At 76.3% G+C, this 24,305-nt stretch carries 18 protein-coding genes; 11 read left to right on the top strand and 7 right to left on the bottom strand.

All coding sequences use genetic code 11. The features are described from left to right. Positions 1-196 precede the first annotated feature (196 nt). The 8 genes from OG335_RS10805 to OG335_RS10770 all read left to right on the top strand — a co-directional run bounded on the left by OG335_RS10805 (position 197) and on the right by OG335_RS10770 (position 14,569). Complete coding sequence (locus tag OG335_RS10805; RefSeq protein WP_405010855.1) at positions 197-361, top strand: hypothetical protein; 165 nt, start codon at positions 197-199, stop codon at positions 359-361. A 99-nt stretch (positions 362-460) separates the two neighbouring features. Beyond that, on the top strand, positions 461-1,831 hold the full coding sequence (locus OG335_RS10800) for a cytochrome P450 (protein WP_405010854.1): 1,371 nt from the start codon (positions 461-463) through the stop codon (positions 1,829-1,831). A gap of 32 nt (positions 1,832-1,863) precedes the next feature. Next, positions 1,864-2,751, top strand: a complete 888-nt coding sequence (locus OG335_RS10795; protein ID WP_405010853.1) for an acetyl-CoA carboxylase biotin carboxyl carrier protein subunit — start codon at positions 1,864-1,866, stop codon at positions 2,749-2,751. Positions 2,752-2,882: 131 nt separating this feature from the next. After that, on the top strand, positions 2,883-5,162 hold the full coding sequence (locus OG335_RS10790) for an ATP-binding cassette domain-containing protein (RefSeq protein WP_405010852.1): 2,280 nt from the start codon (positions 2,883-2,885) through the stop codon (positions 5,160-5,162). Beyond that, entirely contained in the window at positions 5,159-7,423 is a 2,265-nt protein-coding gene (locus OG335_RS10785; RefSeq protein ID WP_405010851.1) for an ATP-binding cassette domain-containing protein, read from the top strand. The genes OG335_RS10790 and OG335_RS10785 overlap by 4 nt, the downstream gene beginning before the upstream one ends. Before the next feature lies 1 nt (position 7,424). Then, a complete protein-coding gene (locus OG335_RS10780) occupies positions 7,425-10,715 on the top strand; it encodes a DUF4135 domain-containing protein (RefSeq protein ID WP_405010850.1) in 3,291 nt (1,096 codons plus the stop codon). Positions 10,716-10,741: 26 nt separating this feature from the next. After that, positions 10,742-13,018: a TOMM precursor leader peptide-binding protein gene (locus OG335_RS10775; RefSeq protein WP_405010849.1), complete on the top strand. Its 2,277-nt coding sequence runs from the start codon at positions 10,742-10,744 to the stop codon at positions 13,016-13,018. A gap of 60 nt (positions 13,019-13,078) precedes the next feature. Beyond that, positions 13,079-14,569: a SagB family peptide dehydrogenase gene (locus OG335_RS10770; protein WP_405010848.1), complete on the top strand. Its 1,491-nt coding sequence runs from the start codon at positions 13,079-13,081 to the stop codon at positions 14,567-14,569. 64 nt (positions 14,570-14,633) lie between these two features. Here OG335_RS10770 and OG335_RS10765 read toward each other — a convergent pair whose 3' ends face one another. The 3 genes from OG335_RS10765 to OG335_RS10755 form a co-directional block, all read right to left on the bottom strand. Further along, positions 14,634-15,302: a response regulator transcription factor gene (locus OG335_RS10765; RefSeq protein WP_405010847.1), complete on the bottom strand. Its 669-nt coding sequence runs from the start codon at positions 15,300-15,302 to the stop codon at positions 14,634-14,636. Positions 15,303-15,359: 57 nt separating this feature from the next. Continuing rightward, a complete protein-coding gene (locus OG335_RS10760; RefSeq protein WP_405010846.1) occupies positions 15,360-15,587 on the bottom strand; it encodes a hypothetical protein in 228 nt (75 codons plus the stop codon). 277 nt (positions 15,588-15,864) lie between these two features. After that, complete coding sequence (locus OG335_RS10755; RefSeq protein WP_405010845.1) at positions 15,865-16,188, bottom strand: hypothetical protein; 324 nt, start codon at positions 16,186-16,188, stop codon at positions 15,865-15,867. Between the two features lie 286 nt (positions 16,189-16,474). On the opposite strand from OG335_RS10755, the gene OG335_RS10750 reads away from it, so the two are divergent. Next, positions 16,475-17,479 (top strand): LuxR C-terminal-related transcriptional regulator, encoded by a 1,005-nt coding sequence (locus tag OG335_RS10750; RefSeq protein WP_405010844.1) that lies wholly within the window; start codon positions 16,475-16,477, stop codon positions 17,477-17,479. 31 nt (positions 17,480-17,510) lie between these two features. Here OG335_RS10750 and OG335_RS10745 read toward each other — a convergent pair whose 3' ends face one another. After that, positions 17,511-18,365, bottom strand: coding sequence for a DNA-formamidopyrimidine glycosylase family protein (locus OG335_RS10745; RefSeq protein WP_405010843.1), 855 nt, complete (start codon positions 18,363-18,365; stop codon positions 17,511-17,513). A 129-nt stretch (positions 18,366-18,494) separates the two neighbouring features. Between OG335_RS10745 and OG335_RS10740 the strand changes: the two genes are divergently transcribed. After that, positions 18,495-18,704, top strand: a complete 210-nt coding sequence (locus tag OG335_RS10740) for an EF-hand domain-containing protein (RefSeq protein ID WP_405010842.1) — start codon at positions 18,495-18,497, stop codon at positions 18,702-18,704. Positions 18,705-18,788: 84 nt separating this feature from the next. Here OG335_RS10740 and OG335_RS10735 read toward each other — a convergent pair whose 3' ends face one another. Both OG335_RS10735 and OG335_RS10730 read right to left on the bottom strand, forming a co-directional pair. Beyond that, a complete protein-coding gene (locus OG335_RS10735) occupies positions 18,789-20,663 on the bottom strand; it encodes an NAD-binding protein (RefSeq protein WP_405010841.1) in 1,875 nt (624 codons plus the stop codon). 118 nt (positions 20,664-20,781) lie between these two features. Next, complete coding sequence (locus OG335_RS10730) at positions 20,782-22,212, bottom strand: PLP-dependent aminotransferase family protein (RefSeq protein ID WP_405010840.1); 1,431 nt, start codon at positions 22,210-22,212, stop codon at positions 20,782-20,784. Here OG335_RS10730 and OG335_RS10725 point away from each other — a divergent pair. Beyond that, positions 22,211-23,104 (top strand): DMT family transporter, encoded by an 894-nt coding sequence (locus tag OG335_RS10725; RefSeq protein ID WP_405010839.1) that lies wholly within the window; start codon positions 22,211-22,213, stop codon positions 23,102-23,104. The genes OG335_RS10730 and OG335_RS10725 overlap by 2 nt on opposite strands. A 112-nt stretch (positions 23,105-23,216) precedes the next feature. Here the strand turns inward: OG335_RS10725 and OG335_RS10720 are convergent, their stop codons facing one another. Then, complete coding sequence (locus OG335_RS10720) at positions 23,217-24,302, bottom strand: sugar ABC transporter substrate-binding protein (protein WP_405010838.1); 1,086 nt, start codon at positions 24,300-24,302, stop codon at positions 23,217-23,219. Between the last annotated feature and the right edge of the window lie 3 nt (positions 24,303-24,305).

The following is a 24,305-nucleotide window of genomic DNA, read 5'->3' as shown; positions in this document are numbered from 1 at the left end:
TCAAAATGTCATGCCCGGGGGTGTGTCATTTTCCACCGGTGAATTCCTGACATCCCGTACTGTCGAGCCCCCGAGCCCCGGGTGCATATTTATCTCGTCGCCAGGAGCGGACCGGAGAAAAGGCCGGGAAGCGAAAGCGGCACCACGGCGAACCAGCCCCGTCGGGGCCGGCGCCACACATCGGAGGGAGACCACCATGGCCGAGAACGAGATCGTCGCGAACGAGCAGTTCGACATCGAGGTCGAGGAGCTCGACACCGTCAACGGCGGCATCAGCGTCAGCTCGCTGGCCAGCGTCGCCTGCCCGGTCTCCAGCTTCTCCTCCGTGTCCAACTCGGTGGCCGAGGTCGCTGCGGAGTAACGGGTTCTGTGCCGCGGTGGTCCCGCTCCGGCGGGCCCACCGCGGCACCCCTGTTTCCCCACCATCCATTCGTCCTTCAGCAGTTGAGGAGAGCCGGGCATGGACAGCCTCCGGCACGAGCTGACGCGGTTCATTCAGCAGCCCGCCGCGCAGCAGGACCCACCCGCGCTCTACCGCCGGCTGCTGGCCGAGGCCCCGGTGCTCGACCTCGGCCGCGTGCACGTCGTGTCCGGGTACGAGGAGATCGTCACCGTCCTCATGCACCCCGGGACCGCCGTCGACCCGACCACCGTCGGCCTGCCCCGCGCGGGCACCACGGCGCTCGCCCGCGTCGTCAACCGCATGCTGCCGATGCGCGACGGCGCCGACCACACCCGCCTCAAGCGGCTCGCCACCACGGCGTTCAGCGCCCGCCGCCTGGAGCAGATGCGCCACCGCATCGAGACCACCGCCGACCGCCTCCTCGACCCGCTGATCGCCTCGGGCTCCTTCGACGTCGTCGCCGACCTCGCCGTGCCGCTCCCGGTCGCCGTCTCCTGCGCCATCCTCGACATCCCCGACTCCGAGCAGGAACGCGTCACCGGCTGGGCCCAGCTCGTGGCCCGCTCACTGCTCGACGACTACGACAGCGGCGGAAGCGGTGCCACCGGCGGCACCCCGGCCGCCACCGTCGCCGAACTCGACGCCGAGTTCGAGGACTTCCGCGCCTACGTCGAGCAACTCTGCGCCGAACGGACGGCCTCGCCCGGCGACGACCTCATCAGCAGGCTCGCCGCCGCCCGCACCGAAGGTCGGCTCGACGACGACGACCTGCTCGCCTTCGTGGTGATGCTCCTCGCCAACGGCCTGGAGACCCTCACCTCCGGACTCGCCCTCGCCGTCTGGCAGTTGCTCCACAACCCCGGACTCGCCGAACGCCTCCGGGCCAGGCCCGCCGACGCGGCCGCCGTCTTCGACGAGGCCCAGCGCCTCGGCAGCCCCGTCCGCGCCAGCGCCCGCGCCCTCACCCGTGACGTCGAGGTCGCAGGCACCGTCATCCCGGCCGGCCGGGTCACCCTCCTGCTGTACGCGGCGGCCAACCGGGATCCGCGCCGCTTCACCGACCCGGACGCCTTCGACCCGGACCGCGCCGAACTGCGCCACCTGGCGTTCGGCCACGGCCCGCACCACTGCCTGGGCGCGCCGCTGTCGCTGATGGCGGGCGCGGCGGTGCTGCGCCGCCTGGCCGCGGCGGGCGAGAGCCGGGAACTCGGCACACCGCTCACACCGCGCACGGCGCCGTGGAGCACACAGTTCGTGTTCGGCGGCATGCGGGAGCTGCCCCTGCACTGCCCGGAACGGGTCGGTGCCGGTGCGGCGGGCGGTGCTTCGGCGGTTGCCGGGGCCGGTGCTGCGACCGCTGCCGCGGCCGACGAGGCGTCGGGTGCCGTGACCGGCGGCCCGGCGCTGGTGGGGGCGGTGCGCTCATGAGCCGCACGGCCACGAGGAACGCGGAGGCGGTCGTGAGTGACGCGCAGGACGTGGAGGTTCCGCCCACACCCGTGCCCGAACCCGTACCTTCATCCACCCCCGAACCTGTTGTGGCACCGGCCCCAGCTGCGCCCTCCGGCGCAGGCGCCGGTGCCGTCGCCGTCGACATCGGCCGTGCCGCCGCCGTGCTGGAACCCGGCCTCGACCGCCCGGTGAGCCTGGTCGGCGCACGCCTGTCGGCCGCGGCCGCGGCGCTGCTGCTCGCCGTCGGCGCGGGCGTGACGTGGTCCGTGTTCGGCGTGCTGCCGCACACCCTCGCGCTCGACGCCGTCGTGGCGCACGGCACCGCCCCGGTGACGGTGCGGGCCGCGGTGCCCGGTGCGGTGGTGTCGCTGCGGGTGCGTCCCGGGGCGCAGGTCACCGCCGGTGAGGCGGTGGCCGTGCTCCGTGGGGCGGACGGCCGCGAGACCGACGTCCGCGCAGCCGAGGCGGGCACCGTGACGGCGGTGCTCACCGAGCCCGGCAGCGTGCTGGCGCCGGGAGCGCCCGTGGTCGCGCTCGACGCGACCGGCCGTCCGGCGACCGTGCGGCTGTTCGCCACGAGTGCCGCGGAGGCGCGGGAGCTCGTGCCGGGCCGTACCGTGTCGGTCCCCGTGCCCGGTGTGGGTACGGTGCGCGCGGTCATCACGGCCGTCGACCTGCTGCCGGTCCGCGCCGATTCGCTGGACGGCACGCTGGCGGTGCCGCTGCCCGGCCTGCCCGTGGGAGCCGCGCCGGTCTGGACGGCCTACGCCGACCTGCCCGCCGTCGCCGGCCGGCCCGGCCCCGTGCTGCCGGGTCCGCTGCCGGTGTCGGCCGCGGTCGACCTCGGCGCCCGCCATCCGTACCAGGCCGTCCTCGGCAAGGGGGCCGCGCGATGAGCCTCGACGTCCGGAACACCTCCGCACGGCCCCGGCCTCCCCACGCCCCTGACCCTGGAGCTCCTGACCCTGGAGCTCCTGACCCCGAAGCTCCTCACCTCGAAGCTCCGGACCCCGAAGCCCCTGCTGCGGTGACGCCGGAAGCCCGGCCGGAGCGGCGCCGGCGGGAGTCCCGGCCCCGCCGCTACCTGCGCACCCCGGTGGTGCCGCAGATGGAGGAGCAGGACTGCGGGGCGGCCTGCCTCGCCGTCGTCCTGGGCGCGTTCGGCCGCCGGGTGACGTTGCAGGAGGCGTCGCGGGCGTGCGGTGTCAGCCGTGACGGTGTGAGTGCGGCGGCGGTGGCCAGGGCGGCCGGCCGGTACGGGCTGGTCGCGCGGGGCCGTCGGGTGGTGCGCTCCGAGGAGGGGCGGCTGCTGGGTCTGGAGAAGGTGCCGGTGCCGTCGATGGTGCTCGTCACCGGCCCGCACTTCGCGGTCTTCGAGGGTGTGCGGCGCGGCCGGGTCCACGTGAACGACCCGTCGCTGGGTTCGTACTCGGCGACCCCGGCGGAGTTCTGGGAGTCGTTCGCGGGGATCGCGGTCGGCTTCGAGCCGGGGCCGGAGTTCGAGCCGGGCGGGCGCAGGTTCCCGTTGCTGCGGTCGTTGGCCGGGCGGATGCGCCCGTTCGCGGGGCCGTTGGCGCTCGCGGTGGTGCTGGCGGTGCTGCTGGCCGTTCCGGGGGTCGCGGCGGCGTTCCTGCTGCGCGCGTACCTCACGTCGGTGACCGTCGGCGGTACCACGGCGTGGGCGCTGCCGCTCACGCTGACGGCCGCTGCGGTGGCCGCCACGGTGCTGCTCGGCACCTGGCTCCAGCAGACCGTGGTCAACCGGGTGCTGGAGGCGATGGCGGCCCGTTCGTCGTCGGGGTTCCTGTGGCGGATGCTGCGTCTGCCCGGTTCGTTCTTCCACCGGCGCCAGTTGGGCGGCCTGGTGACGCGGGTCCAGATGAACGACGGTCTGGCGACGCTGCTCTCGCACCGGGCGGCGGGTGCGGCTGCCTCGGCCGCGGCGGCCGCCGTGCACCTGGGGGCGCTGGTCTGGCTGGAGCCGCGGCTCGCGGCGGTGCCGGTGGTGGTGGCGGGTCTGGACGTGCTGGCGCTGCGGACGGCCGACCGGCGGCGCGGCGGTCTGGTGCACCGGCTGCACGCCGAGCAGTACAAGCGCGACGGTGTGGCGTTCGCCGGGATCTCCGCGATCGAGACGGTGAAGGCCGAGGGCGCCGAGGACTCGTTCTTCCGGTCGTGGGCCGGCTGGCAGGCGCGGGCGATGGAGACCGGGCAGAAGGTGACGTCCGCCGTCATCGTCCCGCTGTCCCTGCCGGGCGCGCTCAACGCGGCGGCCAGTGCGACGGTGGTGGTGGCCGGCACGTCGATGCTGCTCGGCGGCTCGCTCTCGATCGGCACGCTGCTGGCCTTCCTGCTCCTGCTGAACGGCTTCCTCCTGCCGGTCGGCCAACTCGTCTCGGCGGGGTCGGAGTTCACGGTGGCCCGGGCGCAGAACGCGCTGCTGGAGGACGTCGAGACCACCGAGCCCGACCCGTACCTGGTGCCCGTGCTCGACACCCCCGCCGAACCGGCGGTGCTCACGGGTGCGCTGGAGCTGCGGGACGTCGCCTTCGGGTACGACCCGAACCGGCCGCCGACGCTGTCCGGCATCTCGCTGACGATCCGTCCGGGGGAGTGGGTCGCGGTCGTGGGCACCAGCGGCAGCGGCAAGTCGACGGTCGCCCGGCTCGCCGCCGGCGTGCTCCGGCCGTGGAGCGGCGAGGTGCTGCTCGACGGACGGCCCCGCGACGACTGGCACCGCGCCGTGGTGACCGGCCAGGTCGCCTACGTGGAGCAGCAGTTGCGGCTCTTCGAGGGCTCGGTGCGGGACAACCTGACGCTGTGGAACCCGGCCGCCGACGAGGACGCCCTGCACCGCGCGCTGGACGACGCCCAGGCCGCCGAACTCGTGCGCAACCGGGGCGGACTGGACACCGGGCGGATCGAGGAGGACGCCCGCAACCTCTCCGGCGGTGAGCGCCAGCGACTCGAACTCGCCCGTGCACTCGCCCTCGACCCGGTGCTGCTGGTGCTGGACGAGGCGACCTCGGCGCTCGACGCGCACACCGAGGCGGTCTTCAACGCGAACCTGCGGCGCCGCGGCACGACCTGCCTGGTGCTGGCGCACCGGTTGAGCACCATCCAGGCCGCGGACCGGGTGGTGGTGCTCGCGGACGGCCGGATCGTCCAGCAGGGCGCGCCGGCCGAACTCGCGGCAGTCCAGGGCCCGTACCGCACGCTGCTCGCCGACCGCGCGGCCGCCGTCGGCACCGCCGTCCCAAGCGCAGGCGCAGGCGCCATTGCCACCGCCACCGAGGAGGAGGCATGACCCCCACGGCCACGGCCGCCCCCGTCACCGTCCCTGACGCCGTCACCGTCCTTGACGCCGTCACCACCCCCGACGCCGTCACCACCACGAACCGGCCCACCCCGGCCGACACCGCTGCCGCGAACCGCGTCGCCCTGGCTTCCGTCGTCGGCGAACTCCAGCACGGCCGCCCCGGCGGCCCCCGCCGTCGTGGTGCGGTACGGCCCGATCCGGCCACGCCGGCCGACCGGGCCCGTGCGGTGCTGGCCGCGCTCGGGGTGGAGCTGTCCGCGGAGCTGCCGTCCGCGGTGCGGACCGCCTGTGACCCGCTGACCGTGCTGCTGCGGTCGGCGGGGATCCGGCACCGCCCGGTCACCCTGCCGGACGGCGACCCGTCCGGAACGGCCGGGCCGATGGTCGGGTTCGCCGCGGACGACGGCCGTCCGGTGGCGCTGGTGCCGCGTCCGGCGGGCGGCCACCGCCGGGTCGATCCCGGGGGCCCGCCGGGGGCCCGCCGGGGCCCCGTCCTGCAGTCGCGCGCGCTGCTGCTGTACGCGCCGCTGCCGGCGGGGGAGCTCGGCCCGGCCGCGCTGGCCCGGTTCGTGCTGGCCGTGCCGGGGGCGCGCCGCGATCTGGCGCGGCTGACCGCGGCGGGTCTGGTGGCGGCGCTGCTGGGCCTGCTGGTGCCGTTGAGCACGGGTGTGCTGCTGCCGCAGCTGCTGGCGGCGGACCGGCACCCGGTGCGGTGGCTGGCGCTGCTGCTGGCGTCGGCGGTGGTGGCGTCGTGGCTGCTGGTCCTCGTCCGCAACACGGCAGCCGTCAGGCTGACCGGGCGGGTGCAGAGCGCGTTGGAGCCCGCCGTCTGGGACCGTCTGCTCGGTCACGACGCGCGTTTCTTCCGCGATTTCACGACCGGTGACCTCGTGCACCGGGCGAACGCGGTGGCGCAGGCGCGGCAGGCGCTGTCCGAGGTGCTGGTGGGGGCGGTGCTGGGGGCGGTGTTCGCGACCTCCGGGCTGACGGTGCTGCTGCTGGTCGACCCGTGGCTCGGCGGGCTGCTGCTGCTCGCCGTGCTGGCCGTGACGGGGCTGCTGCTGGCCCTGGGGCGGCGCCGGCAGCGGCACGAGAGCACGGTGTTCGAGTTGCACGGGCGGCTGCACGGCGTGCTGTACGGGCTGCTGCTCGGCATCGACAAGGTGCAGACGGCGGGCCGTGAGGTGCAGGCGTTCGCCCGGTGGGCGGTGCCGTTCGCGGCGCAGAAGCGGGCCGACGCGGCCGCGCAGCGGGCGGACGGCGCGGCCGCGGCGCTGACGGCGGCCCTGCAGCCGATGCTGCTGGCGGTGCTGCTGGCGGGGGCGACGGCGGCGGGTGACACCCCGTCGGGGCACCTGATGGCGGCCGGTGTGGCGGCGGGCCAGGTGGCGCTGGCGCTCGGCCAGGTCACGCATGCGGCGGCGAGCGCGTACGGCATCGCACCGGTGCTGGACAGGCTGCGGCCGATCCTGGCGGACCCGCGGCCGCAGGACCGTCCGGAGGTGCTGGCGGATCCCGGTCCGCTGCGCGGCGGGCTGGCGCTCGACGCGGTGTCGTTCCGCTATCCGGGCACGGCCGCGCCCGCCCTGGAGTCCGTGTCGCTGCACGCGGCGCCGGGGGAGATGGTGGCGGTCGTGGGGCCGTCCGGGGCCGGCAAGTCGACGCTCGTCCGGCTGCTGCTCGGGTTCGAGCAGCCGTCGTCGGGCGCCGTCCGGTACGACGGCCGGGACCTCGCGACCCTGGACGCCCGGCTGGTGCGCCGCCAGCTGGGTGCCGTCCTCCAGCACGGCCGCATGCTGCGCGGCTCGCTGCTGGAGAACCTCGCCGGCACCGACACGGAGGTCACGGAGGAGCAGGTCTGGGCGGCCGCCGGGCTGGCCGGGATCGCCGACGACCTGCGGCGGCTGCCGCTGGGCCTCGGCACCCGGATCGGCGAGGACGCCCAGGGCTTCTCCGGGGGCCAGGTGCAGCGCCTGCTGCTGGCGCGCGCCCTGGTCCGCCGTCCCGCCGTGCTGCTGCTGGACGAGGCGACGTCCGCGCTCGACAACGCCACCCAGCGCCGGGTCGCCGAGGCCGTCGCGGGTCTCGACACCACCCGGGTCGTGATCGCCCACCGACTGAGCACCATCCGCACGGCCGACCGCATCCTCGTGCTCTCCGGCGGCCGGGTCGCGGCCACCGGCACCTACGACGAACTTCTCGGCACCGACCCGTTGTTCACCCGCCTCGCCCGACTCCAGGAGATGTGAGATGTCGCTCGACCTGCAGACCTGGCTCCTCCCCGCCGACCCCGACGGCGACGGCGCCTCCGCCGATGCCACCGCCGGCGGCACCGCCCGGCTGCTCCCCGGCACCCCGCGGGGCGACGAGCGCCTGCGCGCCCTGGTGGCCGCCGCCGCGTCGTTCGACGACCGGGCCGCCGCCCGCCCGGACGGCAGTACGGTCTTCGCCCCCGATCCGGAGGAGGACCGGCGCGGCCGGGCCGCCGCCGTCGACACCTGGCTGCGCCGGGCCGCCGGCGAGCACGGCGGTGCCGGCGTGCTGCTGGAGCACCTCGCGGAGACCGGCCGTCCGCTCGGCGACGGGCTGCGCCCGGTGGTGCTGGCCGACCCGGCGAAGCTGCCGCCGTGGGCGCTGGCCCTGGTGGCGTTCCTGCGGACGCTGCCGGCCGCCCCCACCCCGGAGTCGGCCGCTCCCGGCGCGCTCACCGCGGCCTTCGCGGCCTCCGCGACGGCCCTGCTCCCGGACGGCCCCGGCGGCATCCTGGGCGTGCCGGTGACGGACCGGGCCCGGGCGGACCTGGCGGGCACGCTCGTCGCGCGGCTCACCGAGGCGTGCAACCTGTCGCTCTGCCACGAGCTGCAGGCGACGACCGGGCGCCCCCGGGCGACCGACTGGGACGCCGCCGGCGGCCTGGACACCTCCGCGGACGGCTGGCTGGCCCGGCTGGAGCGGCTGCCCGCGCTGGCGTACCTGGTCGGCACGGTGTGCCGGCAGTGGCAGCACGTGCAGACGGAGATGTTCGCCCGGCTGGCGGCCGACCGCACGCTGCTCGTGGACCGGCTGTGGGACGGCGTCGACCCCGGCCCGCTGGAGGAGGTGCGCGGCGACGCCGGCGACCGGCACGCGGGCGGCCGTTCGGTGTCGCTGCTGCACTTCGCGGGCGGGCAGGCCGTGGTCTACAAGCCGAAGGACATGCGCCACGCGACGGCCTACCTCGACCTGGTGGCCCGGCTCAACGAGGAGCTGTCGCTCGACCTCCCGCTGCGCACCGTGCTGCTCCGCAGCGACCGCGGCGACGACGGCCACGCGGCCTCGCTCGCGGCCGACTGCGAGAGCGACTACGGCTGGGAGGAGCTGGTGCCGCACCGTCCGTGCGCGGACCGCGGCGGCTTCGCCCGCTTCTACCGCCGGCTCGGCATGACGATCCGGCTGGTGCAGCTGCTGGAGGGCCGCGACCTGTGGGCGGACAACCTCCTCGCGGACGGCGAGCACCCGGCGCTGATCGACCTGGAGTGCCTGCTGTACCCGCGGGTGCAGGCGCCGCCGGTGATCAGCGCCGAGCAGCACGGACTGCTGGACGACCTGGAGTCGACGGTCGTGCGCACCGCGATGGCCTTCCAGGCGTGGACGCCGGCCAAGCACAGCGGCGCCCTCGACATCGGCTGCCTCTCGCGGATCGGCGGCCTGGAGGCCGCACCGGGCGTGCCCGCCCTGCCGCTGCCGCCGTACCGGCCGGTGCACGACGGGGAGACCGCGGACCCGTGGCAGTACACGGACGAGCTGACCGCGGGCTACCGCGAGATGCACGCCGTGCTGCACGCGCTGCGCGGCGAACTCGCCGCCGCGGAGGGCCCGCTGGCGCCGTTCCGGGGCATCTGGGTGCGCTACATCTGGCGGCACACCTGGGACGGCTACAAGATCCTGCGGGCCTCCACGAGCCCGCTCGCCCTCGACGACGGCGCCACCCGGGAGACGGTCATCGCGGGCGCCCTGCACGGGGCGGTCACGGCCCGCGCGGGCGACCCCGGCCGCGGCGACCTGCTGGAGGTCGTGCTCGCCGAGCTCGACTCGTACCGCGTGATGGACATCCCGTTCTTCCGCTCGCTCACCACCTCCTCGTCGGTGTTCACCGCGGACGGCCGGGAGATCCCCGGCCACTTCCAGGGCACCGGCTGGCAGCGACTCCAGCACCGGGTCGCCGAACTGGACGGCTTCGACCTGGACGCGCACCTGGCCGTGCTCACCGGCTGCATCGACGCGGCCCGGGCGGGCACCGAGCGGCCGCTGCCCGCGTCCGCCACGGACCGTCCGCGCAGCTCCGCCGCGCCCGCCGCCGGGGAGCTCCTCGGCCACGCCGTGCGGATCGGCGACCGCATCCTCGCCGACCGGCGCGGCCGGGGCTGGCTCGGCCAGAGCTGGTACCCGGGCACCGGCCTGCGACAGGTGGAGGTGCTGGGCCTCGACCTGGTCACCGGCACCCCCGGCATCGCCCTGCTGCTCGCCGAACTCTGGGCCGCCACCGGCGAACCCCGCTTCCACCGGGCCGCGCTGCAGACCCTCACCGCCGCCGCCGACCTCATCGACCCGGACGCCCCGCGCGGGTTCGCCTTCGCCGCCGACAGCCGCCTCGCGGCCGGGGCACCCGTGCCCGGCGGCATGGCCGGCCCCGGTTCGTTGATCCACGCCCTGGCCCGGGCCGGGGTGCTGCTCGGCGAGCCCGCCCTGCTGGGCCGCGCCCAGGCGCTGGTGCCTGGCGCCCTCGCGGTGGCGACCCCGGCGCCGGCCCGGCCCGGACGCCCGGTGCGCGCCCCGCAGTCCGACACCCCGCTCGGCTCGGCCGGCCTGCTGCTCAACCTGCTGCGGCTGCGCCGTGCGACCGGCGCCGGCCACGCGCCGACCGAGGACGGCATCCGGGCGCTGGCCGCGGCCGCCGTCGAAGCCCTCGGCGCCGCGCCCGACGAGGACGCCGCCGACAACGGCTTCCTCGACCTCGTGCCGGCCGGGCCGGACGCGATCGCCGCGGCCCTCGCCCGGACGGTCGCCGAGGCGCCGGGCCTGCTCGCCGCGCCCGACACCGTCCGCGAGCGGCTGCGCGGCCACCGCTTCACCACCGCCACCCGGGCGGGCCGGCTCGCCTGCCTCGACACCGCCGTGTCGCTCGGCGCGGGCGCCGTGGACCCGGCCGAACTCGGCGCCCTCACCCCGCCGGTGGGCGCCCGGCAGATCACCGGCCGCACCACCCGTGACCTCGTGGCGACCGCGGGCGAGGCCCTCACCGCCGCCGAGGCCGGCCTGCTGCACACCCTGCCGGAGTCCTCCGACGCGCTGCTCGCCGGGCCGTTCTACGACGGCCGGGAGGCCGCCGGGCTGCTCGTCGGCGAGCTGCTCGCCCGGCACGCCGCCACCGGCCGCTGGTACCCGGACCGGGCCGCCGACGACCGCGTCAACCTCGGCGCCCTCGACGGCACCGCCGCCGTCGGCCTGCTGCTGCTGCGCCTGCTCGACCCCGCCACCGCCCCGCTCGCGACCCTGCGCTGACCGCCCCGACCACCTGAGGACCTGCCATGTCCGACTCTCCCGCGATCGGCTTCAAACGCCACTACACCCCGTACGTCGTCGACGGCGAGGCCGTCTACCTGGTCTCCGAGCGCGGTGTCTCCGTCGTCGACGGCGGGCTCGCCCAGGCGCTCGCCCCGCTGCTGGACGGCACCCGGACCGCCGAGCAGATCGGCGCCGAACTCAGCGGCACCGTGCCGGTGGAGAAGGTCATCGGCGCCGTCGACCGGCTGCGCGCCGGCGGCTACCTGGCCGCCGCGGGCCCGGTCGACGACCGGGCGGGGGCCGCCTACCTGGAGATGGCCGGCCTGGACGGCGCGGCCGCCACCGCGGCGCTGCGCACCGCACGCACCCGGGTCGAGGTGCACGGCGACGTCGACCCGCAGCCGTTCCTCGCGGCGCTGGCCGCGGCGGGCGTCACCGCCGACGACGAGGCCGAGTTCACGGTCGTCCTCACGGACGACTACCTGCACCCGGGGCTGGCCGAGCGCGACCGCCTCGCCCGGGAGAGCGGCCGCCCCTGGCTGCTGGCCCGGCCGGTCGGCTCGATCGTGTGGGTCGGCCCGGTCTTCGTGCCCGACCCGGCGGGGCACACCGGCGGCCCGGCGGAGGGCGCCACCGGCTGCTGGGAGTGCCTGGCCCACCGGCTGTCGGCCAACCGCCAGTCGCTGAGCTACCTGCGGCACCGGCTCGGCCAGGACGGGCCGATCCCGACGTCCGGCGCGCACCTCGCGCCGAGCCTCGGTGCCGGTGCGCAGCTGGCGGCCCTGGAGGCCGTCAAGTGGCTGGCCGGGGTGCGGCCCCCGGAGCCGGTGGTGCTGACGCTGGACACCGTGCTGCTGGAGACCGAGCGGCACCGCCTGGTGCGGCGCCCGCAGTGCCCGGCGTGCGGCGACGCGGGCCTGATGGCGGAGCGGCAGTCGGCGCCGGTGCGGTTCGAGAGCCGGCCGAAGGCGTTCACGGCGGACGGCGGCCACCGCTCGGCCTCGCCGGAGGACATGCTGGAGCGCTACCGTCCGCAGCTGTCGCCGGTCACGGGCGTGGTGACCTCGCTGGTGCCCGCCGCCCGCACCCCCACCGGCCTGCGGGTCTACGTGTCGGGGCAGAACCTCTCCCGGCAGAGCGGCGACCTGCGCCAGCTCCGCAACGGGCTGCGGTCGGTGAGCTGCGGCAAGGGCCGCACCGACGTGCAGGCCAGGGCCAGTGCGCTCGGTGAGGCGATGGAGCGGTACTCCGGGGTCTTCCAGGGGGACGAGGCCCGCCGCCGGGCGAGCTTCGCCGAGCTGGGCGACGCGGCGATCCACCCGGCGACGACGCTGCTCTACAGCGACCGGCAGTTCGAGGAGCGGGCCCGCTGGAACGCCCGCCGTTCGATGTTCAACACCGTGCCCGAGCGGTTCCGCGAGGACGAGCGGATCGAGTGGTCGCCCGCCTGGTCGCTGACCCAGCAGCGCACCCGCTGGCTGCCCACCATGTCGCTGTACTACGGCTACCGGCACCGCGACGGCTTCTTCGCCGCGGGCGACTCCAACGGCTGCGCGGCCGGCACGTCCTTCGAGGACGCCGCGCTCCAGGGTTTCCTGGAGCTCGTCGAGCGCGACGCCGTCGCCCTCTGGTGGTACAACCGGGTGCAGCGGCCCGCGATCGACCTCGACGCCTTCGGCGACCCGTACATCGACCGGCTGCGCGACGTGTACCGGGGCCTGCGCCGCGAGATCTGGGCGCTGGACCTCACCGCGGACCTCGGCATCCCGGTGGTCGGGGCGTTCTCGCGGCGCACCGACAAGCCGGCCGAGGACGTGCTGATCGCCTTCGGCGCGCACCTCGACCCGCACATCGCGCTGACCCGGGCGCTCACCGAGATGAACCAGTTCCTCGGCCCGGTCGCGGGCGACGCCGAGGGCCGGGTCACCTACGCGGGCGCCGACCCCGAGCAGAAGGCCTGGTGGACGTCGGCGACCGTCGCCAACCAGCCCCACCTGCTGCCCGACCCCGCGGCCCGTCCGTCCGGACCCGCCCGCTGGCCGGTGCTCGCCGGCGACGACCTCGCCGACGACCTGGCGCTCGCCCGGGGCCTGGTGGAGGCCCGGGGCCTGGAGTTCCTCGTGCTCGACCAGACCCGGCCGGACGTCGGCCTGCCGGTCGCCAAGGTGATCGTGCCCGGCATGCGGCACTTCTGGGCCCGGTTCGCCCCCGGCCGGCTGTACGACGTGCCGGTGGAGCTCGGCTGGCTCGACCGGCCGACGCCGGAGGAGGAGCTCAACCCCGTCCCGATCTTCATCTGACGACGCGCGGGCCGTCGCTGCTGCTGCGGCGGCCCGCCCAGCCCGGAAGAGGTACCTCGTATGACCGTGATCGACCAGCTGCCGCCCGACCTCGCGACCGCGGGCGGGCCCCTGCGCCGGATGCTGCGGCTGCGGCCCGAGGTCGTCGTCACCGCCCAGGGCGACGACCTGGAGATGAGCCACCCCTGGGGCCGCCAGCGGGTGCACGCCCTCGGCGCCGAGACCGTCGCGCTGCTCGACGAACTCACCCGCACCGAGATCGACGTCGACGACCTGCCGGCCGGCGGCCGGCTGATGCACCTGCTGCACCGCTTCCCGTACCTCGTCACCACCACGCTCGCGGACCCGTTCGGGGTGCCGCTGGCCACGGCGGTGCCGATCGCCCGGTCGGCGACGCTGCCGGGCCTGGCCCGGCCGACGGGCACGGCGGTGCTGTCGCGGTTCGCCTACCTGCGCCGGCTGCCGGAGGAGCACGCGGGGGCGTGCGTGCTGGAGTCGCCGGTGGCGCCGTTCCGGCTGACGCTGCACCGGCCGGCGGCCGGCGCGTTCGTCGCGGCGGTGACGGCGTCCCGTTCGGTGGCGGAGGCCTCGCTGCTGGCCGGGCTGAGCACCTCGGCGGGGGAGGCGCTGGCGGGGCTGCTCGCCGGGGCGGGCTTCCTCGACGAGGGCGCGCAGGGCGAGCCGCCGCTGTGGGACTTCCACGACCTGCTGTTCCACGCGCGCAGCAGGCCCGGCCGGCACGACTACCCGAGCGGCGGCATCTTCGCCCACCCGGAGGTCGCCCAGCTGCCGGCGATCCCCGGCACGGGGCCGCGCGAGGAGGGCGTCGGCATCGACCTGCCGGTGCCCGACTGGGACGAGGTGCTGGCCCGCGACCCCGCCCTGAGCGAGGTGCTGGAGGGCCGCCGCTCGGTGCGCGCGTACGCGGACACCCCGGTGACGCTCGACCAGCTCGGCGAGCTGCTCTACCGGGTGGCCCGGGTGCGCCGGGTGATCCCCGGCGATCCGGCCGACCCGCACGGCTACGACATCGTCGACCGCCCCTACCCCGCGGGCGGTGCCACCGGTGAGCTGGAGGTCTACCTGTCGGTGGTGCGCTGCGACGGCCTGGTGCCGGGCGTGTACCGCTACGACGCGGCGGCGCACCGGCTGCGGCCGCGGCCGTTCTCCGGGCCGGGTGACGAGGCGGCGTTCCGGGAGCTGATGACCTCGGCGTGGCGGGCGACCGGCTGCACGGTCGACCCGCAGGTGCTGCTGACCGTCACCTCGCGGTTCGGCCGGCTGTCGTGGAAGTACAGCCAGATCGCGTACGCGCTGACGCTGAAGCACGTGGGCGTCGTCTACCAGACGCTCTACCTGGTGGCGACGGCGATGGGCCTGGCGCCGTGCGGGCTCGGCTCGGGCGACACGGACGCGGCGGCGCGGGCCCTCGGCCTCGACTGGACGGCGGAGTCGTCGGTCGGGGAGTTCCTCATCGGCAGCCGTCCGGCGGGTGTGCCGCGCACGGCGCGCGGCTTCGCCGACATGGTCGCGCAGGCGAGGGGGGAGTAACGGCGGCGGCGGGAGCACACGCGGGTGCCCCGCCGCAGGGGCGGGGCACCGGGGTGGGGGCGGGTCAGAGCCAGCCGCGCTCGCGGGCGATGCGTATGGCGTCGCAGCGGTTGCGGGCGCGGGTCTTGGCGATGGCCGCCGACACGTAGTTGCGCACCGTGCCGGGGGAGAGCGACAGGGCCGCCGCGACCTCGTTGATGCTGGAGCCGTCGGCGACGTGCCCGAGCACGGTGAGCTCGCGCGGGGTGAGCGGCACGCCGCCGCTGCGCACCACGTCGACGACCAGCCGCGGGTCGTACACCCGTCCGCCGCGGGCGAGTTCGCGGACGGCCGCGATGAGGGCGGCCGGCGGCACGTCCTTGAGCAGCACGCCCGGCACGCCGTCGGCGACGGCCCGCTGCAGGTCGGCGGTGCGCGGCTGCCCGGTGAGCAGGAGGACGGCGGCGGCCGGGGCCCGGTCCCGGATGAGGGCCGCGGCGGCGGGCCCGCCCGGCCCGGGCAGGTCGGGGTCGAGGACGACGACGGCGGGCCGGGTGCGGGCGGCCTCGGCGGCGGCCTCCTCGGCGGTGGGCGACTCGGCGACCACGGCGAGGTCGCTCTCCCGGTCGAGCAGGGCGCCGAGGCCGGAGCGGAACAGGTGGTGTCCGTCGGCGAGCAGGACGCGTACGGCGGCGGTGGCGCCGTCGGCGGCCGTGGCCGCGGGGCGCAGCGGGCTTTCCAGGACGGTGGTCATCCGGCTACCTCGGTGGCGTCGACGTCTCGGTGGGGGCTCGGAGGTCCGCGGGCCGGTTCAGCCCCAGCCCCAGGTGTCCTGGTGGCCGGTGGGCAGCGGGGGCAGCGGGGTGGCGGTGGAGGCCGGGGCGGGGGTGCCGGGCGCGGTCGGCGCGGTGGTGGGGGCGCCGTCGGCCGTCAGGACGGTTGCCGGCCCGGTGCTGCCCGTCTGCGCGGTGGCGGCGACGCCGGTCAGAACACCGAGACCAAGAGCGACAATCGTGATGAAACGGACCTTCTGCGACATGGGGATGCCCGATCCTCTCGCGTTCGGCTGCGCCCCGGGCTGCTTCCGGGGCCTGTGGTGTGCCGTGGCGGTGGCGCCGACCGGTGCCCGGGCCCCGTGGGGGCTGCTGTCCCGGTCGTCCGGCCGGTCGTTTCCGCCGACACCATGAGAGTGGCGGCCGGGGGTGGTCCGTGTCAGTACGCGGAGCTGGCACCAGAGTGCCGTGACACCCTGAGGCCAGCTCGGTCATCGCGCCGCGCCGCGCGGGGGCGGGCCGCGGTGCGGCCGGCGGATGCGGTCAGGGCCGGGTGGGCAGTCCGTGCAGGCCGAGGGCGATCCAGGTGTCGGCCTCGCAGGTGTGCAGTTCCCAGCCGCTCAGCGTGCCGCCCTCGCCGGTGAGTTCGCCGCAGGCGTCGCGGAGCCCGTCCTCGGCCTCCAGCAGGGAGCGGGCCGCGACGAACACCACGGCGTCGAGCTCGCCGGCGCTCTGCCGGATGCGGGCGTGGCCGATCCGGGCGGGCGCCCGGAGCCCGCGCTCCAGGCCGGCCCGCACGGCGGGCGCCGCCGGGGGGCGGAGCGGGCGACCGCCCCGCGCCTGCAGGCGGACACGGATCGCATACACGTGACCAGCCTGACGGATCGACAACGCGCCCGGTGCCGGGGGCCGGTGTCAGATCAGCGCCAGGCACCAACATGCCACCCGGTTCCCCGGCGATCCGCGGTCCGTTACGGTGGGCGGCGCGCGACAGGGGCGCGTCCTTCACCGTTCATCCACGGGACCGCCTCGCTTGTCCGCAAAAGTGTTCTACCTTCGGGCGAGTGACGATATGCTCACGCCCTGTCGGATCCGCCGGTCAACTCCGGTCACAGGAGGGTGTGATGGTGTCCGCACTGCTGGTGACGTGCTGGTGAGCGGGATCCCGCCGATCGGTCTCGACCCGTTCGGGGAAGCGGTCTACCGGACGATGCTCCTGCACCCCGAGCTCGACACCGGCGGCATCGCCGAGCGCCTGGAGTCCGCCGAGGCCGACGTCCGGGCGGCGCTCGACCGCCTCGCCGACCTCGCCCTTACCCGGCCGACCGGCTCCTCGGACCGCTGGCGCGCCGTCAACCCCGAACTCGGCCTCGCCACGTTACTCGCCCGCCAGGAGGCCGAGGCCGTCCGGCGCCAGCAGGAGATCGAGCGCAGCCGGGCCGCGATGGCCGGCCTGATCGCCGAGTACGCCAGCGTCCACGCGCCCGCGAACCAGCCCGGCATCGAGCTCATCAGCAACCTCGACGAGGTGCGCGACCGGCTCGTCCAGCTGGCGTCCGACGCCGCCGCCGAGGTGCTCTCCTTCGCCCCCGGCGGCCCGCAGCCGCCGCAGGTCATGGAGGCCAGCCGCACCCTCGACCAGCAGACCCTGGAGCGCGGCGTCCGGATGCGCACCGTCTACCAGGACAGCGTCCGCAACGACCCCGCCACGGTGCAGTACGCCCGCTGGCTGCACGGGCTCGGCGGCGCCGTCCGCACCGTTCCGACCCTGCCGCTGCGCATGATCCTCGTCGACAACGCCACCGCCATCGTCCCGATCGACCCGGAGGACGCGCGCAAGGGCGCCGTCCTGCTGCGCAGCCCCGGGGTGATCGCCGCCCTGCGCGCGCTCTTCGAGCAGGTGTGGGAGCAGGCCAGGCCGCTCGGCGAGGGGGTGACGCGCGGCCCGCACGGACTGACCGCGCAGGAGCGCGAGCTCCTGCGGCTGCTCGCCGAGGGGCTCACCGACGAGCGGGCCGGCCAGCGGCTGGGCGTCTCGCTGCGCACGGTGCGCCGCATGATGGCCGACCTCATGGTGCGGATGGACGCCCGCAGCCGGTTCCAGGCGGGCATCCAGGTCGCGGCGCTCGGCTGGATCGGCGAGACGACGGCCCGCTGAGCCGTCCGGGCGCCTCGCCCGGGTCGCGCGGTCACGTGAGCAGGCGGGAGAGCCTGCGGTCGGCCAGGGTGCGCCCGCCCGTCTGGCAGGTCGGGCAGTACTGCAGCGAGGAGTCGGCGAAGTTCACCGACCGCACGGTGTCGCCGCAGACCGGGCAGGTCTCGCCGGCCCGCCCGTGCACCGCGAGGCCGGCCCGCTTCTCCGTCTTCAGCCCGTCCGCGGGGACGGCCCGGGCGTGCTCCAGGGCCTCGCCGAGCACCGCCCGCACCGCCGCGTGCAGGGCGGTGAGCTGCTCCTCGCCGAGCGAGGCGGCGAGCGCGTACGGCGAGAGGCGGGCCCGGTGCAGGATCTCGTCGGAGTAGGCGTTGCCGACACCGGCGAGCGCGGCCTGGTCGGTGAGGAAGGTCTTCAGCCGCTGCCGGGCACCGGCGGCCAGGGCGGCCAGCCGCTCCGGGGTGAGGGCCAGGGCGTCCGGGCCGAGACGGGCGACGCCGGGCACCCGCGCGGGGTCGGCGACGACGTATGCGGCCAGCCGCTTGGTGGTGCCCTGCTCGGTGACGTCGAAGCCGGAGCCGTCGTCGAGGACGAGCCGCAGGGCGAGCGGCCCGCGCCGGCCCGGCGGCTTCGCCGGGAACGACGCCCGCCGGTGCACCCACCCGGCGCGGGCGAGGTGCATCACCAGGTGCGGGCCGTCGCCGGTGGCGAGGTCGAGGAACTTGCCGTGCCGGCCGACACCGGTGACGCCGCGGCCGTGCAGGGCCTGCGGCGGCGGGTCGAAGGTCTTCAGGACCTGTACGGAGAGCACGTCGAGGCGTTCCACCGCGCGGCCCGCGCAGGCCTCCGTCATGCGCTCGGCGAGCGCCTGCACCTCAGGGAGTTCGGGCACGTCCCCAGTCTCGCCGGGCGGCGCCCGGGGGTCCATCGGACGGCGGCGGGATGCCCGGGGCTGCTGGCCGGGACCCGGCGCCGGTATCGTACGGGCGTCATCGCATCACCCAGAAGGAGCAGCTCCCAGATGGAAATCGACAAGGCCAAGGCGTCGTTCGACCGCTTCGACGTGAACGGCGACGGCTACATCACGCCCGAGGAGTACTCCAGGGTCATGGCCGAGATGGGCGACCCGTACGTCACCGTCCCGATGGCCCAGGCGCTCATCGCCAAGGCCGACACCAGCAAGGACGGCCAGCTGAGCTGGGACGAGTTCTGGACGGTCCAGCAGGGCTGACCCCGGCCCGTCGGGCCCGGCCCGCCGAGGGGTGACCCGGCGGGCCGGGCCCGACGCGTACGGCGGCGCGGGCCGGGCCGCGTCTCAGCCGTCGCGCAGCAGCCGGCCGAGGCCCTCCCTCGTCGCGGCGACCACCACCAGGTCGCCCGCGCTGAGCACCCGGTCGGCGGGCGGGTTCCAGCGCAGCTCCGGACGGACGGTGTACGGGAACGCCAGGTCGCGGGAGCGCTCGTCCGGCGAGACGGTGTCCAGCGCCAGCACCTGCCAGGCGCCGGGGCGCTGCGCCGCGGCGACGGTGCGCCCGACGAGCTCCGGGTGGTCGCCGACGTCGACGGCCGCGACGAGCAGCACCTGCCGGCCGACGGCGATCGCCCCGAGCACCTGCCGGCCCATCATCGCGGTGGCGAAGGCCGGCGCGGAGAGGAACGAGACGCTGTGGCTGCGAGTCTCGGCGTGCGGGTAGGAGTCGCGGAGCGCCCGGTAGACGTCGCCGGCGAAGTCGTCGTCGAACAGGCCCATGACCACGCGCAGGTCGGGGTTGCACTCGCGGGCCGACAGCGCCGCCTCCAGGTTGGTGGAGTCGTTGCTGGTGAGGGCGAGCATGGCCCGGGCCCGGCCGACCTTGGCGGCCTCCAGCACGCCTTCCTGGGTGGCGTCGCCGAGCACCACGGGCACGCCGTACGCGCGCGCCCGGGCGACTCCGCGGGCGGTCGGGTCGCTCTCGACGCAGACCACGGGCAGGTCGAGTTCGCGCAGCCGGTCGAGCACGCGGCCGCCGACCCGGCCGAGGCCGAGCACGACGACGTGCCCGGAGATGCCGCGAGGCGGCCTGCGGAGCGCCGAGGCGGCCCGGAAGGTGCCGAGCGCCTCCAGCGCGAGTGCGGTGAGCAGCGGCATCAGCAGCAGGCCGCTCAGGGCGGTGAGGATCTGCAGGACCTTGCGCGCGGGGGTGTCGGCGGTGGCCGGGTCGGCGATGGCGATGACGTCGAGCACGGCGAGGTAGGCGGTGTGCAGCGGGTTCTCGCCGGTGAGCGCCGAGGTGAGCCCCGCGAAGACGGCGAGCAGGGCGGCCAGCGAGCCCAGGGCGATCCGCAGCCGGGGCGAGAAGAGGGCGGCCAGCGGGAGGCCGGACAGGCCGGGCAGCCGTCGGCGCCGGCGGTTCTCCTCGGGGTGGCCGAGGAGTTCGAGCACGAGGCGGCGGCCGCCGTCGCCCGGTGCGTCGTCCGGTCCGGGCAGCAGCACGGCGGGCCGGGTGCGGTCGGTGCCGGGCAGGTGGGCGAGGGTGGCCAGCTCGGTGCCCTGGGCGCGGCCGCCCGGGGCGAGTTCGGCGGCGCGCAGCAGCCGGCCGTCCACGTGCACCACGGCGGGGTGGCCGGAGACGGCGGCGGAGACCAGGGCGGGGGCGGCGGTCGCCGAGGTGGAGAGCACGGTGGTGGAGGCCTCGGCGCCGGGGGTGCCGGGTGCGCTGCGGGCGGCCGCGGCCCGGTCGAGCAGCTGTCCGACGCGCTCGCCGAGCCGCCGGTTGTAGACCCGCAGCACCAGGCGCACGCCGGGGTTGAGCCGGCGGGCGCGGAGTGCGGCCTGCACGTTGGCCTGGTCGTCGGAGCCGGTGAGGGCGAGCGCGGCGGCCTGCCGCACCCCGGCCTCCACGAGGACGGCGGTGGTGGCCTCGGGGGCCTCCACCACGCGGACGGGCAGGCGCCGCTCGGCGGCGAGGGCGGCGATCTGCGGGCCGTGGCCCTCGCGCAGGGAGCGCACCACGACGGTGACCGGCCGCCCGTAGAGCGTGGTCAGTTCGACGGCCAGCCGGTAGGCGAGGGTGTCCTGGCCGCAGACGATCATGTGGCCGCCGGTGTCGGGCCCGTCCTCCGGTGCACCGCCGGGCGCCTCCTCGGCCCGCGGGGGGCCGGGGGCGGGCTGGGTCGGCAGGGCGGGAACGGGCCCGGTGGCGGTGGACATGCCGCCATCCTGCCGTGCGGGCCGGCGGCGCCGCGATCTTCGTCCGGCATCGTTGATGTTTCGTCACGTTCGCCGCGCCGCCCGGCGATCCGGCCGCGGCGGGGCCGGACCGGGTGCCTCAGACCGTCCCGGCGAGGGCGGCGGCGAGCCGTTCGGCGGCCACGACGAGCCGGTCGGTGCCCTCCGCGGCGCCGAAGCCCACCCGCAGGTGCGGGGCGGGCGGCTCGGCGGTGAAGTAGGCCCGGCCGGGGGTGACCGCGACGCCGGCACGCAGGGCGGCCGCCGCCACCGCGTGCGGATCGGTGCCGTCCGGGAGGCGCAGCCAGAGGTGCTGCCCGCCCGCGGGGAGCGTCGCGGGCAGCAGTTCGGGACGGAGCCGCCGCAGGGTGCCGGCGAGGGCGCGGCGGCGGTCCTGGAGGGCACCGGAGAGCGCACGCAGGTGGTGGGCCCAGGCGGGGGCGCCGACGAGTTCGAGGGCGGCCTCCTGGAGCGGGCGGGGCACGAAGAAGCTGTCGACGGCCTGCACGGCGCGGAGCCGTTCGAGGGCCGGGCCGCGGGCGGCGAGGGCGGCGACCCGGAGGTTCGGCGAGGTCGGCTTGGTCAGCGAGCGCACGTGCACCACGACGCCGTCCGGATCGTCGGCCGCCAGCGGCGGCGGCGGGGGCGCCGCGTCGGCGTGCACGAGGCGCCGGGCGAAGTCGTCCTCGACGACGAACGCCCCGGCCGCGCGGGCGATGCGCAGCACCTCGGCCCGGCGTGCGGGGGAGAGCACCGCACCGGTCGGGTTCTGGAAGAGCGGCTGGCAGGCCAGCACCCGGGCCCCGGTGGCCGCGAAGGCGTCGGCGAGCAGGTCGGTGCGCAGGCCGGCGGCGTCCACCGGCACGGGTACGGGCCGCAGCCCGGCGGCCCGGGCGACGGCCAGCAGGCCGGGGTAGGTGGGCGACTCGACGAGCACGGGGGCGCCGGGGGCGGCGAGCGAGCGCAGCGCGGTGGTGAGGGCGCTCTGGCCGCCGGCGGTCACCAGCACGTCGGCGGCGCCGATCGTGCCGCCGATGTCGCGGGCGAACCAGGCGCGGAGCTCCGGCAGGCCCTCCAGTGGCGGGCGGCTCCAGGCGCCGGGACGGCGGCCGGCACGGGCGAGGGCGGCGGACAGGGCGCGTTCGGGCTGGAGCGAGGGGTGCAGGTAGCCGCCGTTGAGGTCGACGACCTCGGCGGGCTGCAGGGCGAGCGCGCCGAACACGCCGGTGGCGTCGGCGGAGCGGGCCGGGGGCACGCCGGCCTCGGCGCTCAGCGCGACCTCCTGCCAGCTGGTGTCGCCTGCGGCCGGGACGGCGGGCTGCGGCGCCGCACGGAAGACCCCGGCGCCCGGCCGCGACACGACGAGGCCGTCGGCGGCGAGCAGGGCGATCGCCCGGGCGACGGTCACCGGGCTCACCCGGTGGCGTTCCATCAGCGCCCGGCTCGACGGCAGGCGGCCGCCGACCGGGTAGCGGTCCAGATCCTGGCGGAGGATGCTGGCGAGATCGGCCTCACTGCTACGCTCGTGCATGACGGCACACGATAGCGCTATCCTCTCCCGCCCGGTAGCGGTCGGCGGCACCGCCCTCGCGGCCCTGGGCGTCCTCTGCTTCTCCTTCAGCTTCCCCGCCACCGCGTGGGCCCTGACCGGCTTCGGCCCGTGGACGGCCGCCGGCCTGCGCGGCGTCCTGGCGGCCGCGGTCGCCGCCGCGGTGCTGCTGGCGGCCCGCGCCCCGCTCCCGGACCGCCGCTCCTGGCCGGGCCTGCTGACCGTGGCGGCCGGCTGCGTGGTGGGCTTCCCGCTGCTGACCACCCTGGCCCTGCAGACCTCCTCGACCGCGCACTCGGCGGTGGTGATCGGGCTGCTGCCGCTCGCGACGGCGGTCTTCGCCGCGCTGCGCACCGGGGCGCGGCCGTCCCGCACGTTCTGGTGGGCAGCGCTGGCCGGCGCGGCGGCGGTGGGCGCGTTCACCGTGCAGCAGAGCGGCGGCGCGGTCGGCCGCGCCGACGTCTACCTGCTCGCCGCGCTCCTGGTGTGCGCCGCGGGGTACGCGGAGGGCGGCCGGCTGGCCCGCGTGATGCCGGGCCGGCTGGTGATCGCCTGGGCGGTGGTGGCGGCGCTGCCCGTGTCGGCGCTGACCGCGTGGGTGGCGCTCGCCGCCGAACCGGTGCACGTGGGGCCGCGGGCGCTCGCCGGCCTCGCCTACACGGCCGCCGTCTCGCAGGTCGGCGGCTTCGTGGTCTGGTACCGGGGGATGGCCCGCATCGGCGTGCCGAAGGCCAGCCAGCTGCAGCTCGCGCAGCCGCTGCTCACGCTGGGCTGGGCGGTGCTGGTGCTGGGGGAGCGGCTCTCGCCGGCGGCGCCGGTGGCGGCGCTGGCGGTGCTGGCCTGCATCGCGGCCACCCAGCGGGCGCGCGGCTGAGGCGGGCCCGCCGGGCGGCGGCGGGTGGAGCGGGCCCGCCCGGCCGCCGGGGCGGGCGGGCCGGGCGGGGGCCGACGGCCGGGGTGGGCGGCCGTCGGCGGGGGGAGCGGTCTCAGTTGACCGTGATGCCGTTCGCCGTGCACGCCTCGACGAACTCGGGGGTGCAGACCTCGGAGGCCTTGTAGAGGTTGCCCGCGATGACCGTCGTGGCGACCTTCTCCTTGGTCACGACGATCGGGCTGAGCAGCATCGAGGGGATCTGCAGGCCGTTGCTCTCGGTCATGGCGCTCGCGACCGAGGTGATGTCGAGGCCCTTGACCAGGTAGACGGCCATGGTGGCGGCGGCGTCGGCCTCGGGCTTGTACGGCTTGTAGATCGTGTAGGCCTGGTCGCCGGCGAGGATGCGCTGGATGGCGTCGAGCGTGGCGTCCTGGCCGCCGACCGGCACCTTCATGCCGGCCGCCTTGAGGGCGGCGATGACGGAGGTGGCCATGCCGTCGTTGGCCGAGTAGACGGCCTGGATGCCGGACTTGCCGAAGTGCGAGATGGCCTCGTTGACCTTGGTCGCCGCGAGCTCCGGGCGCCATTCGCCGCTCTGCTCGTAGACGATCCGCTTGACCTTCTCGTCGAGGACCTTGTGCGCGCCCTTCTTGAACTGCCCGGCGTTCGGGTCGGAGCCGGCGCCGTTGATCATGACGACGTTGGCGCTCGACGCCTTGTTGCCGAGGGCGTCCAGGAGGGCCTGGCCCTGCAGTTCGCCGGTACGTTCGTTGTCGAAGGATATGTAGGCGGCGACGTTTCCGGCGGCCAGCCGGTCGTACGCGATGACCTTGGTGCCCTTCTTGGCGGCGGCTGCGACCCACGGCGCGGTGGCGCTCGAGTTGACCGGGTCGAGCAGGATCACCTTCACGCCCTTCGCGAGGAGCGCGTCGAACTGCTCCTTCTGCGCGGCCTCGTCGCCGTCGGCGTTGGCGTAGTCGACGGTGCACCGGGTGCACAGGGCCGCCACCGAGGCCTCGATCAGCGGCTTGTCGAAGCTCTCGTAGCGCGTGGACGAGGACTTCTCCGGGAGCAGCAGACCGATGGTCTTGTTCCCGGAGGAGGAGCCCGCGTCGGTGGACGAGCCGCAAGCGGCCAGTGACAGCGCCGCCGACACAGCAGCCGTGCCGGCGAGGATGCGACGCGTCAATGCGTTCATGGT

This window comes from Kitasatospora sp. NBC_01539 (assembly GCF_045040525.1).
Taxonomy (GTDB): domain Bacteria; phylum Actinomycetota; class Actinomycetes; order Streptomycetales; family Streptomycetaceae; genus Kitasatospora.
Note: the sequence above shows the minus strand (reverse complement) of the source record. Positions and strands in the feature narration are given on the sequence as shown.